The organism is Flavivirga eckloniae (assembly GCF_002886045.1).
Taxonomy (GTDB): Bacteria; Bacteroidota; Bacteroidia; order Flavobacteriales; family Flavobacteriaceae; genus Flavivirga; species Flavivirga eckloniae.
The window spans coordinates 4,343,589-4,360,567 of sequence record NZ_CP025791.1 but is presented as its reverse complement, the minus strand read 5'-3'; the positions used below and the strand labels follow the sequence as shown (position 1 = coordinate 4,360,567).

At 35.6% G+C, this 16,979-nt stretch carries 13 protein-coding genes; 6 read left to right on the top strand and 7 right to left on the bottom strand.

The genetic code is table 11. The features are described 5' to 3' along the window. The first annotated feature begins 2 nt into the window (after nt 1-2). The 3 genes from C1H87_RS18070 to C1H87_RS18060 all read left to right on the top strand — a co-directional run bounded on the left by C1H87_RS18070 (nt 3) and on the right by C1H87_RS18060 (nt 3,934). Nucleotides 3-533 carry a protein-disulfide reductase DsbD family protein gene (locus C1H87_RS18070; protein ID WP_102757160.1) on the top strand — a complete coding sequence of 177 codons (531 nt, stop codon included), beginning with the start codon at nt 3-5 and terminating at the stop codon, nt 531-533. A gap of 13 nt (nt 534-546) precedes the next feature. Then, entirely contained in the window at nt 547-966 is a 420-nt protein-coding gene (locus tag C1H87_RS18065; protein WP_102757159.1) for a thioredoxin family protein, read from the top strand. Between the two features lie 181 nt (nt 967-1,147). Next, the gene (locus C1H87_RS18060) at nt 1,148-3,934 is read left to right on the top strand and encodes a M16 family metallopeptidase (protein ID WP_102757158.1); all 2,787 of its coding nucleotides are present in this window, start codon (nt 1,148-1,150) and stop codon (nt 3,932-3,934) included. A gap of 197 nt (nt 3,935-4,131) precedes the next feature. Here the strand turns inward: C1H87_RS18060 and C1H87_RS18055 are convergent, their stop codons facing one another. The 6 genes from C1H87_RS18055 to C1H87_RS18030 form a co-directional block, all read right to left on the bottom strand. Next, entirely contained in the window at nt 4,132-6,669 is a 2,538-nt protein-coding gene (locus tag C1H87_RS18055; protein WP_102757157.1) for a sugar-binding domain-containing protein, read from the bottom strand. A gap of 287 nt (nt 6,670-6,956) precedes the next feature. Further along, nucleotides 6,957-8,213: an NAD(P)/FAD-dependent oxidoreductase gene (locus C1H87_RS18050; RefSeq protein ID WP_102757156.1), complete on the bottom strand. Its 1,257-nt coding sequence runs from the start codon at nt 8,211-8,213 to the stop codon at nt 6,957-6,959. An 18-nt stretch (nt 8,214-8,231) separates the two neighbouring features. Beyond that, on the bottom strand, nt 8,232-8,546 hold the full coding sequence (locus C1H87_RS18045; RefSeq protein WP_102757155.1) for a 2Fe-2S iron-sulfur cluster-binding protein: 315 nt from the start codon (nt 8,544-8,546) through the stop codon (nt 8,232-8,234). A 119-nt stretch (nt 8,547-8,665) separates the two neighbouring features. Further along, entirely contained in the window at nt 8,666-9,823 is a 1,158-nt protein-coding gene (locus C1H87_RS18040) for a cytochrome P450 (RefSeq protein WP_102757154.1), read from the bottom strand. 34 nt (nt 9,824-9,857) lie between these two features. After that, entirely contained in the window at nt 9,858-10,661 is an 804-nt protein-coding gene (locus C1H87_RS18035; protein WP_102757153.1) for an alpha/beta hydrolase, read from the bottom strand. Nucleotides 10,662-10,674: 13 nt separating this feature from the next. After that, entirely contained in the window at nt 10,675-11,793 is a 1,119-nt protein-coding gene (locus C1H87_RS18030) for a Zn-dependent alcohol dehydrogenase (RefSeq protein WP_102757152.1), read from the bottom strand. Between the two features lie 153 nt (nt 11,794-11,946). On the opposite strand from C1H87_RS18030, the gene C1H87_RS18025 reads away from it, so the two are divergent. Further along, nucleotides 11,947-12,807, top strand: a complete 861-nt coding sequence (locus C1H87_RS18025) for an AraC family transcriptional regulator (RefSeq protein WP_102758319.1) — start codon at nt 11,947-11,949, stop codon at nt 12,805-12,807. A 337-nt stretch (nt 12,808-13,144) separates the two neighbouring features. Here the strand turns inward: C1H87_RS18025 and C1H87_RS18020 are convergent, their stop codons facing one another. Next, entirely contained in the window at nt 13,145-13,714 is a 570-nt protein-coding gene (locus tag C1H87_RS18020) for a hypothetical protein (protein WP_102757151.1), read from the bottom strand. A 158-nt stretch (nt 13,715-13,872) separates the two neighbouring features. On the opposite strand from C1H87_RS18020, the gene C1H87_RS18015 reads away from it, so the two are divergent. Then, nucleotides 13,873-15,954 carry a family 16 glycosylhydrolase gene (locus C1H87_RS18015; protein WP_102757150.1) on the top strand — a complete coding sequence of 694 codons (2,082 nt, stop codon included), beginning with the start codon at nt 13,873-13,875 and terminating at the stop codon, nt 15,952-15,954. 87 nt (nt 15,955-16,041) lie between these two features. Next, nucleotides 16,042-16,905, top strand: coding sequence for a family 16 glycosylhydrolase (locus C1H87_RS18010; RefSeq protein ID WP_102757149.1), 864 nt, complete (start codon nt 16,042-16,044; stop codon nt 16,903-16,905). Nucleotides 16,906-16,979 lie beyond the last annotated feature (74 nt).

The following is a 16,979-nucleotide window of genomic DNA, read 5'->3' as shown; positions in this document are numbered from 1 at the left end:
TCATGAGACATCACTTTTATAAAAACTTATTTAATGCTTTTTTTATCACTCTAGCATTAACTAATGTAGGTGCTCAAACTATAGACGAATCATTAGAACTTATGGTTTCTGTAGCCAAACAAGACTTAGAAACACCAAGCCCTACTAGGTTTGATCCATTACAATTAAACGGTGCCATTGTTTGGTCTGAAAATAAAAAACAACTAGCTGTTGTCATGAAAGTTGAATTGTTGACCGATTGGCATATATACGCTTCAGTAACTAAAAAATCAGCATTTATTGCTACAAAAATAAAAACAAAGTTTCCAGAAAAAGGCTTAGTACCACTAACAGATTGGGAAAAGCCAAATGAAGAAGCTTATAATAAAAGTTCTAGTGTTTATATAGGCGACCAATTATTCTTTATACGGTACTATAAGGTAGATCAAACATTTAATGCAAGTACCTCATTAAAATGTGGATTGTATTATCAAGCCTGTGATCCTTTTAAATGCATGCCTCCAAAAACAAAAATGATAGATTTAATAAAATAATAAACATCAAAAAATGAAAAGATTTTTAATTACAATTGTGTTTGCTTCTATATGTTTTATAAGTTATTCGCAGGATCAAAATATTGACTTTAAAGACGGAAGCTTTGAAGAAATCATGGCTTTAGCAAAACAAGAAAACAAACCTATTTTTATGGATTGTTACACAGTTTGGTGCGGTCCGTGTAAGCAATTAGCAAAAAACGTTTTCCCTCAACCAGAAGTGAGCGCTTTTTTTAATGAGAACTTTATAAGTATTAAAATGGATATGGAAAAAGGAGAAGGTATTGAGTTAGCCCAGTACTATAACGTTAATGCCTATCCAACGCTTCTGTTTTTAGATTCGGAAGGTAATGTTCTTAAAAATCATACCGGTTCTCTTGATGCTAAAAACCTTATAGAGACCGGAAGAGATGCTATAAGATTAAAAAAATAACCTTTTATCTTACTTGAAATAGTTCGTTTAAGAACCGCTCTAAAGAAATTATAAGAGCGGTTTTTTATTGAAAACCCGGATTTATTATCTGTCCCTTTTTACCACCAACTTATTTTAACATTTTCTTAATAGGGGATTCTTGATTTTCTGACGTCTTTAATCTATATAAACAACAAAACCAATGACAAAAATCATTTACATTCTTGTAATACTATTTTCAATACAATGCATTAATGCCCAAGATAGTACATCAAAATTCATCAAAACAGATGAATTAGGAGGCATAGAAGCATATCAATATACCCCAAACAACATGAACATCTTGTTAATGCAAGATAATTCCGCCCCAGTGGTTACCGTTCAAATTGTGTATAATGTGGGCTCAAGACACGAAGTTTCTGGTAATACAGGCAGTACACATCTACTAGAACATTTAATGTTTAAGGGTACCGAAAAATTCAATAAGCGAAAAGGGACTTCTATAGATGGTAAGCTTAATACTATAGGCGCTCGAATGAATGCTACAACATGGAATGACCGTACCAACTACTATGAAACCATACCTAGCGATAAAATAGAGATTGCATTAGAAATTGAGGCAGACAGAATGCGAAATTCATTACTTCTTAAAGAAGATAAAGACGCAGAGATGACTGTAGTACGTAATGAGTTTGAACGTGGAGAAAATAATCCAAATAGCCTTTTAAGTAAAGAGATCTGGGCTACAGCTTATATGGCGCACACTTATCATCATTCTACGATTGGCTGGCGTTCAGATATTGAAAAAATGCCTATAGAAGTGCTCCGAGATTTTTACAACACCTATTACTGGCCAGATAATGCCACACTTACCATTATAGGCGATTTTCAAAAAGACAACTTGTTTAAGCTAGTTGATAAATACTTTGGTAAAATCACCAAAGCTCCCAACGCCATGCCACAACCATACACGGAAGAACCTACTCAATATGGTCCAAGACGTGTAGTTATAAAGAAACCCGGAGAAATGGGGGTGCTTAATATCGCTTACAAAATTCCTGGTAAATCACATGAAGATATAAGCGCATTAAAGGTCTTAGGAGACCTTATAGGTTCAGGTACTTCTTCTTTATTAAGCAAAGAATTTGTAGATAAAGGTTTGGCTTATTACGGTTATGCCTATGCTTCCGAATTTAGAGAAGTAGGTTTATTTTCTATAGGCTTAGGCTTCGATCCATCTAACAAACACGAAACCATTAATAAACAAGTCATTGATGCACTGGAAAAGATTAAGAAAGAAGGTGTTTTACAGAAAGATGTAGATAGGATTGTTGCAAAACTTAATGCGCAAAATATTTTATCCAGAGATGGTTCCGGTAGCATAGCTGCTGCTTTAACAGAAGCCATTGCGGGTGGAGATTGGAAAGACTTTATTAACGATAGTGAAAAACTTAAAAAAGTTACCGCAGCAGATGTAAAGCGTGTGGCAAATAAATACTTGTTAGAAGACCAAAGTACCACAGGTTATTTTATTCCTAAAACATCTGGTAGTACAAAACCAGAAACGGAAGCTCCAAGCAATTTTTATGAAGTAGAAAATGGAAAATATTTTTTTAGAGATCCATCTCATACCATCCAACATAATACCTCATCAAATACTGAAAACACAGTAACATTTGAAAAAGAAGCTACTGCCTATGAAAGCATAAAAACGGTAAAAGGAGAACGATTTGTAAGAAAAAAAGTGTCTGGAATAGATGTGATCTCTGTGAAAACCGGGGCTAAAGATTTTGTTACAGTATCTGCTAGTTTTCCCATTGCAAATTATTTAAATTCTAAGGGAAATGAAATGGTACCAAGCCTGGTTACGTCTTTATTAAGTAAAGGAACTACTAAAAAAGACAAGTTTGAGTTTTCGCAAGCTTTAGAAAAATTAGGCGTAGATATTTCAATTAATGCAGGGACTCATAATATTTCTATCGGGTTTAAATGTTTGAAAAAAGATCTTACACCTGTTATTAACTTATTAGCGGAAGCATTGCGTTTCCCACTGTTTGACACCAAAGAATTAGATCTTCTAAAACAACAATTAATAGGGAGTATCCGACAAGGGCTTTCAGATCCCTCAACCATGGCAAGTTTAACCATGACGCAGGCTATTTACCCTAAAGGACATCCTAACTATGAGGCCAACATAAATACCACCATAGAAAATATAGAAAAAGCCACCATTAATGATTTAAAAGCATTTCATAAAACCTATTTCGGATCTGCTGGAATGCATCTAGTCGCTGTTGGTGATGTGGATACAAAGGCATTATATACTTCATTGAAAAAAGCCTTTAAAAATTGGTCTGGCGGCACTACTAACAAAGCTAAATATACAGAGCCCGAACAAACTAAACCACTTAACAAGGTCGTAAGCATACCCGAAAAACCAAGTGCCCAACTATTAATTGGTCTGTACACCGGCTTAAAAAGAATGGATGCCGATTATCTCTCTTTTTACATAGCAAATAGTACTCTGGGAAGTGGTTTTTCCGGTAGACTAATGAGAACGGTTAGAGACGAAGACGGGTTAACCTATAGTATTGGCTCTAAACATTCGGGACATACTTATTCCGGAGGACATTGGTCCATTAGTGCATCTTTTGCGCCCGAACTCTTTCAAAAAGGGTTGGATGCCACGATGGTGCAACTTCAAAAATGGGTAGATAAAGGCATTACTGCGGAAGAACTGGTAGCCAAAAAATCAAACCTTATTGGAAGTTTTAAGGTGGGAATGGCAACCACTGAAGGTATGGCCAATAGCATTTTAAGTATTGTAGAAAGAGGACAAGAACCAAGTTATATAGATCAATACCCTAAAGATATTGAGGCAGTAACCTTAGAACAGGTAAACGCTAGTATTAAAAAATATATCGATACAGACAGACTTGTAATTATCAAATCTGGTTCTTTAGATGAAAATGGAAAACCTATAAATTAATGCAGAACATATAATTACCACTCTTGCATAAGTAGTTGTTTGGAACTAGATCTTACAAATGGCTACAAAAAACACCTTTTATTAGCAGACGTGCCTCCCACATTTCCGATATAAAAGGTGTTTCTATTTTATCGTGAGTTTAACTTAAATTATTTAACTTCACTGCGAAGTACTGATTGTTAAACTTATAAAATATTTTAGTTCATCATTAAAATTAGATCTTCAGATGCTACGCTACTAGATGATGCTTTTATTTTTACTTCACCTTTTTTCTTAGTCGATTGAACAAAGACCACGGCTTTACCAAGACGTGTTTTTACTGTATTGCCTTTATGCGAAGACACATTTCTCTCCCAACCGTTATCTACTCCAATGTTTTTGGCGTCACCTTCAACTGTAAAAGTAATATCTTCTTCAACATCTGTTATTAATTCGCCTTTCTCATCCAATAATTCAATAGTAACCACAGCAACATCATAACCGTCTGCTTTCATGGTTTGTTTATTAGATGATATCGCTATTTTTGAAAGTTTTCCTTGAGACCTTAAAGTGTATTCATCAGCTTTTTCTCCATTATTAAACCCAACAACTTTCAGCTCACCTTCAGCATAAGGCACTAGCCACTTGATAATGTTATCTTCATCAAAATCTGAACGTTTTTGTTTTCCTAATGATGTTCCGTTTAAAAACAACTCAGCTTCTTCACAGTTAGTATACGTTTGAACAATGATTGACTCTTCTTCATTATACTGCCATTTTGGATGCACCTTGTACCATTCCCATAAACGCAACATATTCCATACCGGAGGCGGTGTTAATTGCATTTCAAATTTCCAACCATCTTTTTCTGTAAATGAAAACTCAGACTCGTTAGATGGTGTTGTAACCATATATACTTTCGGATCTTCTTTCCATAAACATTCAAAAAAGTGGCCTCTTGGTGTTTTAAACCCTGCATAATCGAAAAATGAAATCTCTAAGCCTTTTCTTGGCCATGGTCCTGCTTCTCCTAGATACGCGAAACCTGTCCATGTAAAAATACCAGCAACAAACTCCCTATCTATACATGATTTCCACTCGCTATAAGCGCCCCAGTTTTCGGAGCCTACAATTTTTAAATCGGGATATTGCTTATGGGCAGCATCGTAGTCTGCTTGTCTGTAATTGAATCCTAAAATATCTACAGCCTCTCCATAACCACTCGTCATACTAATTGAAGGTAATACACTACCCGCAATAGTTGGTCTACTTGTATCTACTTCTTTAATCCATTTTACCAACTGCTTAGCTATAATTGCCAATGAATCCGGACCTTTCAAGTTTTTCTTAAAAGCTTCTTTTATAGCTACGGGATCGTAATTAGGCACCTCATCATAGCCAGCTGCACCATCGGTATTAACATCGTTAAAAGTTCCAGAATAGTATGGGAATGTCCACTCTATTTCATTACCTATACTCCATAAAATTACAGAAGGATGATTAAAATCGCGTAAAACCAGATCTTTTAAATCTCGTTCAGCCCATACTTTAAAATGCTCGGGATATGCTTTTGCAGCTGCCTCTGGTGCTGCATTATCTCCTAAATACTTTAAACTTTTTCCTTTAGGGTTAATCCACTCGTCGAATGCCTCATCCATAACAAGTATGCCTTTTTCATCGCAAATCTCTAATAACTCTTTAGCGTGTGGATTATGCGCCATACGTATGGCATTAACTCCTATAGATTTTAACTGATCTACCCTATATTCCCAAATCGCTTTAGGCACAGCCGTACCAACAGCTCCTGCATCGTGGTGCAAATTCACACCTTTTAGTTTAAAATTCTTCTCATTTAAAGAGAACCCTTTATTAGCATCAAAATTAAATGAGCGAATTCCAAAAATTTCAGATACATTATCAACCTGTCTATCGCCAACAAACAACTGTGTTTTAAGTGTATAAAGATTCGGAGTTTCAACGCCCCATAATTTTGGTTTGCTTATGGTTATTATAGCTTCATTAGAACCTTCTACATTCATATCAACCTGCTTTTCTGCTACAAGTGCCCCACTTGCATCTAAAACACTATATTTTAAAGACGTATTCTCTACAGGTTGCGCACTCTGGTTGTTAATCTTTGTGGTTATTTTAACATCGGCTGCTTCTTGAGAAACTTTTGGAGTCGTAATTTGTACTCCCCATTGTTTTATATGTAATGGATTGGTTTTTACCAATTGTACTTTTCTGTAAATTCCAGAACCAGTGTACCAACGGGAGTCTACGTAAGCTGTTCTATCTACCTTTACCGCTATTACATTTACCGATCCATCAAATTTTAGGTACTTTGTTAAATTATAAGAAAATGTACTATATCCATAAGGTCTTTTTCCTAAAAAATGACCATTTATCCAAACACTAGAATTATTATAAACGCCACCAAAAAGCACACGAATTACTTTTTCCTTATCGGCTTCTAAAAGCGTAAAAGCTTTTCGGTACCAGCCTATGCCCCCAGGAACAAACCCTGAGCTTGCCGCAGTATTTTCTTTTCGATACCCCGCTTCTATACTCCAATCATGGGGTACATTAATCTTTTTCCATGCAGAATCGTCAAAATCTGGTTTAGATGCAGCATTATTATCTACCAAATTGAATTTCCAATCGTAATTAAAATCTTCAACTACCCTAACGGAATCAACCGGTTTACTGCATGAAACGAATAGTAATAAGGAAGCTAAAAAACCAATAGTTCTCATAATTTTATTTTTAATGAATTTCTGCAAAATGCAAGTGCGTATAACATCTCTTAATTTTATACGCTATGATTATAATTTAGTTGAGATCTCTACTTAAATTCTGTATATCATCCCAAACGCTATCGAAAACAAAATATATTTTATTAAAGATATAAAGCGAAGCTTACGACGAGGCTGCCCGTTAGCAGACAGGCTCGTCGCTCGTTCTTCACTTTGTTGAAATGACACGAAGTCATAAACAACTGACTAAACCCAAAATGTTCTTATACTGAACTCAATTTATATTATTATTCCATTAACAGATTAGCTGGCTTAAAAGGTACCGAGGCATCTGTTAATTTCGATTTGTCTATTTTTTTACCATCTTTAATAAACTTGGTTCCCAATACATAGGCTTTGGCATTATTAATACCATCTACCGCCAATAGGATATCGTCTTTAAAATACCAGATAGAGAATTTAGTATTTTCACCTTCTTCTTCTCTAATCAATACATCATTATAACCTTCAGATAAACCTACCATTTGCAGTTTAACATCGTATTGATCGGACCAAAACCAGGGTATACTATCATAAACTGGATTCTTTTCGCAAATAGCCGCTGCTGCTACTTTAGCCTGATCTACTGCATTTTGAACAGATTCTAATCGTATGTATCGTTTATAATGCGGATTGTGATGGAAAGTACAATCCCCTATGGCATATATATCTTTATCGTTCGTACAGGCAGTTTCATCAACCAAAATACCATTTTCGATGTTTAGCCCTGCTTCTTTGGCTAATTCCATATTAACCTTAACACCCACTCCTACCACAATAATATCTGCTTCAAAGGTATCCCCATCTTCACATATTATGGTATTTGAGCCTTTATCTGTATTTATGCTAACTACATTTTTATTAGTTAGCACATCAACTCCATTTATAGCGTGCAATTGCTCAAAAAAGCCAGACATTTTAGGCGTAGTAACCCTTTCCAAAACACGTTTCTCCCGTTCTAAAACTGTTACGGTGCCTCCCAGTTTTTTGATTGATGCAGCGGTTTCCAAACCAATATAGCCTCCTCCAATAACAACAACACGCTTATTTAAACTTGCATTAAATGCGTTACGGATATTCTCAACATCTTCGGCTGTTCGTAATGGGTATAAGTGGTCTGCCGTATCTATTCCCGGAATAGGCGGTATCATTGGGCGTGCCCCAGTAGCGATAACCAGTTTATCATACTTTTGAACACCACCATCGCTTAAAACAACCGTTTTATCTTCTCGGTTTATTGTACTCACCCAAACACCTAGATTCAGGTTAATACTTTCATTTTTATAACTTTCGGCCGATTTTAACAAGTTCTTTTCTATACCATCTTCGCTAGTTAAATATGCCTTAGAAAGTGGTGGCCTGTGGTATGGAAGCATAGGATCTTTATCAAAAAGAATGATTTCTCCTTGCCAACCTTCTTTTCGTAATGAAAATGCGAAATTTACTCCGGCATGACTCGCTCCAATTACCACACATATCTGCTCTTTTGTAAAATTACCTGACATTAAAAATGGTTTTGAAACTTAATCTGATTCTGCTACTTGAAGTACTAAACCATCAAGCTTGTCGCTAATTTCTAGTTGACAACAAAGACGACTATATTCATTTGAATAATCGTTTAAGTCTAACATATCCTCTTCAATTTCGCTAGCTGTACCTGTTTTTTCAACATGCTCTGGTGCTACATGCACGTGGCATGTTGCGCAAGAACATACACCACCACAATCTCCATCGATACCTGGCACACTGTTATCTACTGCCAATTGCATTACAGAACCCGAAGTTCCTTCTACAGTTATGTTTTTATTATCTGTTGTTATAAATGTTATTTTTGCCATTTTTTTAATTTATTTGAGAGTTTATAAAAAGATGTTGAAACCTATTTAATTTTAGATTTCAAAAAACCTTTCGACTTTAGTTTATGCTAAACGAAATCGAAAGTATGTAAGGCCATTAATTACCTTCCATTAAATTTAACCGTTAGGCTATTGTATCCCACCTTACGATTAAATTCTCCTAATTCTTCAATATTTTCTTTATAATCAATAATGTCTATCGACTTTACTTTTTTAGCCAATGTTTTTAGTAATATATTCATGATTTGACGCGCATGTGTTGCCCCCAAACAGTTATGATGACTAAAACCAAAGGCCACATGGGGATTGATTTTTCTATCTAAAACAACATCATTTGGATTTTCAAATACTTTAGCATCTCTATTAGCCGATGCCCAGCATAACGAAATACGGGAATCTTCTTTTATAGCGTGTTCACAAACCTGAGTATCTTCGGTCACTACACGCCCCATTTGAGTTAATGGAGAAAAATAACGAATCAATTCTTCTACGGCTCTACCGGTAATTTCCGGCTCGTTAAGCAACCTGTTAAGTGATTCTGGGTGTTCTGCCAAGTAAGCTATAGAATTCGTAATGGCATTAATAACCGTATCGCGTCCTCCTGCAAAGGTTAAAATCATAACACCCTTAACTTCTTCTCGGGTTAGTTTTTTACCATTCACAGTTGCCGCTAAAAGCATGGAGTACAAATCGTCTCCTGGGTTTTCAATCGCTTTAGTTATTTTTTCATCAATATAATCGTAAAGAATATTAGCTTTATCACCATCTAATGCTTCGCCTTCACTTCTAAAAACATGGGTTCCCCATGAGATCCAAGTTTCAGATTCTTCATACGGAATGTTTAATAACAAGGTTAGCGCACGTGATTGTAAACGTAACGAGAACCCCTCTACAACTTCAATCGAATCTTTAGTAAGCATCTCATCAACAATGTCATTAATTTGCTGGGTTAAGGTTGCACTATAATCTGCTTCTAAAGGGCGTTTAAACCAAGGATCTACCAAAGCGCGAAAATCTTTATGTTCTGGCGGATCTACTTCAAATGGTATTTGGCGCGTATCTCGAATGTTGACTTCTGAAGGTATTACAATACGTCCTGGCTCTGCTCCAGATTGAAATGTTTTCCAATTGTGAGCACATTTGCGTACATCTTTTAACCCTAAAATCATGGTAACAGGATCGTTTTGATCATCCATTTCACCATAACCTTTATTAACTCTGGCTTCTTCAAACGGATCTGGGAGTGCGCTTTTTTTCATCTGTTTATACTTAATACGTTATATTGTTTATGTCTTAACTTTTTAGAATATCATCAAAAAATTCGATGGTTTCTTTAATATGTGTTTCCCAATAAATCCACTCATGCTTCCCTGGGTTTTCCTTGTAAGTATGAGCGATATTTAAATCATTTAATTGTTGATGCAATTTTCTATTTCCCTCAATAAGCTCGTCTTCTTTACCACAATCGAACCTAAAAGGCGGTAAATGATCCTTGTGTTTTAATATAGTAGCATATACCGATTCGTTTTCTGTCTCTGTTTGCTCGTAAACATCAAGATGCTCCTCAACAAATAATGCCATTTCCTCAACAACAGTGATAGATGACAATCCCGAAACTCCCGAAAACTTGTTATGGTGTTTAATTCCCAAACGCAATGCTCCAAAACCTCCCATGGATAAACCTGCAATAAATAAATTAGAATTTTCGCTTGCCTGCGGAATCAATTCTACAACTGCATTGGGTACATCATCGACAATCCAATTTTCGAAATCGGAATTTTTTAAAGGGAGATAACCACTACCATCTCCCATCAAGCCATCTGATGGCATTGCTATAATCATAGGTCTTAGGTCTCCATTTTCTATCCACGTTTTCATTTTTAAATGAATCCCTGTTTTTTGTGACCAAATCCAGTGACTTCCGTAAACGCCATGTAATAAAACTACAATGGGTAAATCGGTTAAATCGTCTCCTGGTGGCACAAAAACAGTAATATCGCCTCGATTTTTCAGATGCTTACTTTTTACAGTAATGTGTCGCAAATTATTTGCTTCAAATCTTGGGTCTGATATTTCTGTGGTTCTAAACTTTGACATAAACTTTTACTTCTTATTCAAATACGATAACGCCTTTAGCATTTTTTCCAGACAACATATCATCAAAAGCCTGTTGCAAATTATCTAAGGCATAAGTTCTGGTAATCATTTCATCTAATTTGATATCTCCGTTTTTATAATGCTCGATTATTTTTGGAAAATCCTTTTGCGGGTTACACTTTCCATACAAAGGATTGATGTATTTTTTGTCCCACTCAAACAATTGCATATCTATTAACACTTCTTGCTCTATCCCACTAACCTGAACTGCTGTACCTGCATTTCTAACCATAGCTAATGGCGCAGCTCCAAGTTCTGGAATTGCTGTACATTCGAAAGCATAATCGGCGCCTCGTCCATCGGTCATTTCCTTTACTTTTTCGGCTGCTATTAGCAAACCTTTGTCATTTTTATCTGCTAAAATGGTATGTGTTGCTCCAAACTCTACAGCCATATCTAATCGATTCTGATTGATATCGACTGCTATAATTTTTGATGCCTTAGAGACTTTAATACCTTGAATTACATTTAAGCCAACGCCTCCAGTTCCTAAAACAACTGCTGAAGAATTTGCATCTACTTGAGCTGTATTTACTGCAGACCCAAAACCCGTCATAACGCCACAACTAACAATACTAGCTGCACTAAACGACATATCCTGAATTGGATTTTTAACAACCGCCGATTCTTTTACCAGTGTATATTCTGAGAGTGTTCCTATATTAAAAGAACGCTCTATTGGCGTTCCGTTTAAAGTAGCGCCTTCAATATGTGCATGACCTTCTGTATATCCATTGGCTCCTGCTACTACCGGCGAATTATTTTCGCAAATATGCTCGTTCTCATGCTTACATTGAAAACAAGTACCGCAGGGCGTAGCCCAATTTAAAATAACAGCGTCTCCTATTTTGACGCTTTTTACATCTGAACCAACAGCTTTAACCACCCCTGCTCCTTCATGTCCCATTATAATGGGTTTACCCCAGTTTAATGAATCATGGTCTGTGTGGCACAGTCCTGCTGCTTTTACAGCAACTAAAACCTCGTCGCTTTTAGGATTTTGAACTTCGATTGTATCAATGGAAAATGTACCGTCCCCATGAGAGATGGCTGCTTTGCATTTTAGACTCATACCCTTTTTGTCTTTTAAATGATAAATTCAAAATTATGCATAATCCGTTTCCAAAAAAGTACGTATTCTAACCAAATAGTAATGTATTTTGACTATTTTTATCATTTAAAGTGATATTTAAGTTAGAATTGAACATTTTATTTGTTAAAAATCGTGAAAGCCCAATTTGAAAAAATAGCAGCGCCTTTAGAGAATTCCTTTAAATCTTTTATTTATGAAAATGAAAGATTTGATGCGCCGTGGCACTTTCATCCTGAATTCGAGCTTACTTATATTGAAAAAGGAAAAGGCATACGCTATGTTGGCAACAACATTCAGAAATTTGAAGAAGGCGATTTTGTATTAATAGGCACTAATTTACCTCATTGTTGGAAAAACACAGAGACCAATGTGGGGGACGTAAAGTCTATTATTTTTCAATGGGACGAGAACTTGTTGGGAGCCGATTGGATTTTAAAAAGTGAATTTTCCGAAATAAAAAACCTATTAAAAAGAGCTTCAAAAGGCATTAAGTTTCCGTATAACATAGCCCAAAGGTACCCAGAAAGGTTAAAAAGTATTCTTAAACAATCGCCTTTTAAAAAAATGATCAGCTTTTTAGAATTTTTGGAGGAACTAAGTCAGATTAAAGAATTTGAACTGCTTTGTTCTCCAAACTTCACACCTATACTAAACCGGAAAGCAACTAACAGAATTGAAACGGTTTATCATTTTGTAAGACACAATTACGATAAGAAAATAAAACTAAGTGATGTATCAAGTCTGGTTTCTATGAGTGATGAAGCCTTTTGTCGTTTCTTTAAAAAATCATTCAATAAATCGTTCTTTACTTTTATAAATGAATATCGGATAAACTTAGCTTGCAAAATGCTTTCTGAGACTAACAAGCAAGTGAGCCAGATTGCTTACGAATGTGGTTATGAAAGTTTGCCTTTTTTTTACAAGCAATTTCAAAAATTCATGAACTGTTCACCATTGATATTTAAAAAGGAAGGCGCAAAGGTAAACGCTTAGCATAATATCGAGACCCCTTATTTTGAATTCTATTACTCTTTTGTAAATCATGTTTACAAATTATTAAACATAGTTTTACTTATTAATAAACATACTATAGATGCCATGTGGCTTTCTTTTTCTTAATGTAACGTGAGTTTGACTTAATAGTTATTGATCTTCAGTTAGTTACATTAAAAACACCCCTAAAGTCCCCTAAAGGGGACAATTTTACCGAGTGAGATTCCTCCCTCGAGGGAGGATTAAGGAGGGTGTTTTTAAATACAAAATATTTTACACACCTAACAATCAACACTTTAAAATGAAGTTGAATAATTTAAGTTAAATCAAACTCACCTTAATGTACTAACTCAGTGAGTTTAGTAAAAACATCAAAATGGTGTTTTTCAGATCTTAATTCTATCTTTAGCTTTTCGTTTCGATGCTCAATTTTATAAACCTCCCTAGTTTTAAAAAGCTCTTTTAATACTTCTATTAATTCGAAGAAAAGCTTACTCTTATTTCCTTTAAAGTGCACCACATACTTATTGGATACATCTAATCTGGATAGGGAGTTATTAAACATCAATTTTATAAAGTCGATTCTACTTTTTCTTCTTATCACAAATTCTGTATGATGCGTTCCTTTTCTATCTGTTTCCCATTCAACCAGTGTTAGAAGACATTGATATTTAGATGAAAACAATAAGTTTCCTGTAGATGTAAAGGTAGATTTCTTATACATTAAATTCCATTTTTCAGGATTGGATATTTTTCCAAAAACAAGATAAGACCAAGAATTAAAATGTCCTTTTACTTTTCCGTTCTTGCTTGCTATAAAGCTTTCAAATTGAGAACAAAACTCTTTATTCAACTTAAAAAATGGAGAAGACATTTCACTTGGGGAAGCGTTAGGTTTGATTTTCATAGTGTTAGTGTATCTATTGTGTTAGTTACAAAAATCAGCATATCGTTACAATTATATTCTTTTTCTGAAAAACATTTGTAGCCTAATTTAACACATGAGTAATCCTAGTCCCCGTTAAAAAAAATTAATTTAATTATACTAATTTAAACTCAAACATTATGAACAAAAACACCCTATTATTGCTCGTTGCTATTTTTTTTAGCACAAGCATGTTTGCACAACCGCCAGGCAATATTAACGACTGGCAAAAAGACAACAGATACTCTGATGAATTTAATGGATCCCTCGACACCAATAAATGGTTTGTTAAGAACACAACCAATGAAGGTTTTGTAACCAGTCAGGTTAATGTTTCTGGAGGAAAATTGACTATCTCAAATTCTTGGGATGGTACAACATCGAAAGGCGGCTGGGTACAATCTAAAAATGCTATCGCATCTAATGAAAAGTATGGCTATTATGAAGCTAGGTTAAGAATTAATGGCCCTAACAACGGTAAAATATGGCCCACATTTTGGATGTGGAACTCTAATGGCAGCAACCCTACAGAAATAGATGTTATGGAGTACAGTGGCTTTGCTTACCAACACCATTTACAAAGAGCCACATCTTCTCACCACTACACCCAAAAACAAGCTGTTGAAGGAACCTCCAACTCCACAACACGAAATTATTCTGCTGTACAAAGAAACGCTTTTCAAGAGCACACCTGGGGCGTACTTTGGGCGAAAGACAAAATCGTTTTCTTTTACGATGGTGTAGAATATTTTAGATCGAAACAACCGCAAAATGCTGCTGTAGATTCTTCCCCTACTAAAATTCTTTTAACTTCTTCCCCACACTTGAGACAAACGAAATATAACATTTGCTGTAGTGGAGGTGTGGCATATCAACAAGACAACCCTTTAGCAAATGCAAACGCCGTAGGTCCTCTTGCTAGTTTTGAAATACAATGGGTTCGTTTTTGGAGAAAGAAACCCGGTAAACCTGAGTATACGTTTTTACCATCCGATTACGGTAATGGTATTAACAATGCCCCTATTGGTTCTACAATCTGGTTAAAACAATCGGGAGGTCCTGGAAAATATTTGTCGGTTGAATCTGGAGGTGTATTAAAAGCTTCTCAAACCAGCAACAATGCCAATAAAACACACTTTATAGTTCAAGCTCACCCAGCAAATAATGGAGTGGTATTAAAATCGGTGGCAACTAATCAATATTTAAGAATTACAGGTACTAATGAAACTGCTCCAATTATAGCGACTTCTAATAACACACAACAATGGGAGAAATTTCATTGGAAAGATCGAGGTACAAATAAAGTCTCTCTAAGGAGTTACGAATTGGATGCCTGGGTAATAGCGCCCCATAACCAAACCAATCCTTCGGTTACTTCTTTAGCGCCTCAACCGCTAAGCTGGGAATTATTTGATTGGGGTGTTGTTGGATCTACCCCACCGCCTAGTACTGGAGCTCCGGTAGGAAGAATTATTGGTATTTTACCTGTTAAAGCCAGCTGGGTTAACAGATCCGGAAAACCCGCTTTAGGTTATGTATCTGTACGCTTTGATGCTTCTGGAGTTTTAAAATCATACCCAGAAACCTCGCCCCCTACAGCCACATGGAAAAGATGGGAACGTTTTAAAGTAGAGAGCCATCCAAACGGAGGCATTGCGCTAAGCGTGCAAGAAGGCGGTACTAAATATGTACAACATAATGGTACCGGGAGCTTAAATGGTAATGCTACCAATAAGAATAGTAACAATACTAAATTTACATGGGAAGTTTTACCAGGCACAAATCGTTTTGCTCTTAAAACACCAAATGGAAAGTACGTTAAAGTACCTCAAAACGATGCTGGAAATCCAATATTGGATACTAATGCTAGTGCGCAAGGCGATTGGGAAATCTTTACTTTTACAGATTTAGGAGCTGCTGCAAAAAGTTCTGTAAAAACATCCAATGATGTTTTAACCATAGCTTCAGATAACGCCCAGGATGTAAATTCCGATAACAGCTTTGAAATAAAGTTATATCCTAACTCCGTAAAATCTGGAAATGATTTTTTCATAGATACAAATTCAAAAACCATAGATGTTAATGTTTACAGTCTAAGTGGCATGCTACTTTTACAAAGTAACTCCCACAAAATCAACACTTCAAATTTATCACCTGGCTTATATTTGGTTAGTGTTTTTTCAGAGGGCTTACGCAAAACGACTAAATTAGTTGTTAACTAAAAAACATCTGTAATCCAATTAAAAACAATTGTAGTACCAGTTAAGTTTTCATAGGGGTAATTTTGATTATGTTTTAAAATTATCCCTATGAAATATAAATTACTATTTGTACCTGCATTATTTATTACCTTCTTAACACAATCTCAAGACCTAACTATTCCTCCAAAAAATTATGTAGATTCTGTTAAAACAGAACATGCTGTTATTAGAAGTAATAGCGAGTTCCCTTTATCCGATCAAACCAACACCAAACAATGGGAACTATTAAAAAAATACTCCGATGAATTTGATGGCAAAGCAATAAATGAAAAAAGATGGTACCCTAATAACCCAAAATGGAAAGGCAGACCTCCTACCTATTTTCATGGGGCTAACGTAAGTTTAGAAAATGGTGAGTTGGTTATAAGAGTCAACCAACATGGTAATGACAAATTACCATCTGATTTCACCCATACTACTGGTTTTATAAAAAGTAAAAAGCAATTCTTATACGGCTATTTTGAGGCTGAAGTAAAGTTAATGGACGCCCCATGGGTTTCAGGTTTTTGGATGACCAATGTAGGCAGGGATTGGTGGACCGAAATAGACATTTGCGAAAATGCACCCGGTTTGCATTATAACAGACATGATTTAAACTCGAACATTCATGTTTTTAGAGCGCCTAAAGACAAAGGTGATGTTAAAAAGCATTTTTCCAGAACCAAAAAGTATTACTTCCCAGAAGAGTTACAGGCAGATTATCATGTTTGGGGCTTGGAATGGACTCCTGAATTTATTCGTTTTTATATTGATGGTATCTTATTTAGAGAAGCAAAAAACACACATTGGCACCAACCTTTGGAAGTTAATTTTAACTGCGAATCGAATAAGTGGTTTGGTGCGCTTCCAGACGATAACCGTTTAGATGGCGAATATCATGTTAAATATTTTAGAGCTTGGAAATTAAAATAATAAGTCTGTTTAAAAAGTGTCATTCAGAACACCCGTCTGCCGGACGGCAGCTTCGGTGTACCCAAAAATATGGC

Excerpts from the sequence above, each read along its gene's own strand:
- C1H87_RS18070 (WP_102757160.1), top strand. The coding sequence starts at position 3 with ATGAGACATCACTTTTATAAAAACTTATTTAATGCTTTTTTTATCACT.
- C1H87_RS18055 (WP_102757157.1), bottom strand. The coding sequence starts at position 6,669 with ATGAGAACTATTGGTTTTTTAGCTTCCTTATTACTATTCGTTTCATGC.
- C1H87_RS18030 (WP_102757152.1), bottom strand. The coding sequence starts at position 11,793 with ATGAGTCTAAAATGCAAAGCAGCCATCTCTCATGGGGACGGTACATTT.
- C1H87_RS18060 (WP_102757158.1), top strand. The coding sequence starts at position 1,148 with ATGACAAAAATCATTTACATTCTTGTAATACTATTTTCAATACAATGC.
- C1H87_RS18035 (WP_102757153.1), bottom strand. The coding sequence starts at position 10,661 with ATGTCAAAGTTTAGAACCACAGAAATATCAGACCCAAGATTTGAAGCA.
- C1H87_RS18020 (WP_102757151.1), bottom strand. The coding sequence starts at position 13,714 with ATGAAAATCAAACCTAACGCTTCCCCAAGTGAAATGTCTTCTCCATTT.
- C1H87_RS18040 (WP_102757154.1), bottom strand. The coding sequence starts at position 9,823 with ATGAAAAAAAGCGCACTCCCAGATCCGTTTGAAGAAGCCAGAGTTAAT.
- C1H87_RS18015 (WP_102757150.1), top strand. The coding sequence starts at position 13,873 with ATGAACAAAAACACCCTATTATTGCTCGTTGCTATTTTTTTTAGCACA.
- C1H87_RS18045 (WP_102757155.1), bottom strand. The coding sequence starts at position 8,546 with ATGGCAAAAATAACATTTATAACAACAGATAATAAAAACATAACTGTA.
- C1H87_RS18065 (WP_102757159.1), top strand. The coding sequence starts at position 547 with ATGAAAAGATTTTTAATTACAATTGTGTTTGCTTCTATATGTTTTATA.
- C1H87_RS18050 (WP_102757156.1), bottom strand. The coding sequence starts at position 8,213 with ATGTCAGGTAATTTTACAAAAGAGCAGATATGTGTGGTAATTGGAGCG.
- C1H87_RS18010 (WP_102757149.1), top strand. The coding sequence starts at position 16,042 with ATGAAATATAAATTACTATTTGTACCTGCATTATTTATTACCTTCTTA.